Here is a 380-nt window from a genome sequence, read left to right on the forward strand (position 1 = left end):
CCCGCCGCCGAGATCCTGTTTAACGACGACGGCTCCGTGAAAGGCGTCGCCACCGGCAACATGGGCGTGAACCGCGAAGGCGAACCGACCGACGCGTTCCAGTTAGGGATGGAGTTGCACGCCAAGTACACGCTGTTCGCAGAAGGCTGCCGCGGCCACCTGGGCAAGCAGCTGATCGCCAGGTACGACCTGGACAAGGGCAAGGATCCGCAGACCTACGGCATCGGCATCAAGGAACTGTGGGAAATCGATCCGGCCAAGCACCAGCCGGGCCTGGTGATCCACACCGCCGGCTGGCCGCTGGACGCCAGCACCTACGGCGGCTCCTTCCTGTACCACCTGGAGAACAACCAGGTCGCGGTCGGCTTCGTGGTCGGCCT

At 65.0% G+C, this 380-nt stretch carries 1 protein-coding gene; it reads left to right on the plus strand.

Going from position 1 to position 380, the window contains the following annotated elements:
- Window positions 1-380, plus strand: a 380-nt coding sequence (locus ACI48D_RS26025; protein WP_435574136.1) for an NAD(P)/FAD-dependent oxidoreductase, incomplete at both ends; no start/stop codon positions are given.

It is taken from the genome of Massilia sp. LXY-6, from assembly GCF_051233485.1.
In the GTDB taxonomy this organism is placed as follows: Bacteria; Pseudomonadota; Gammaproteobacteria; order Burkholderiales; family Burkholderiaceae_D; genus Telluria.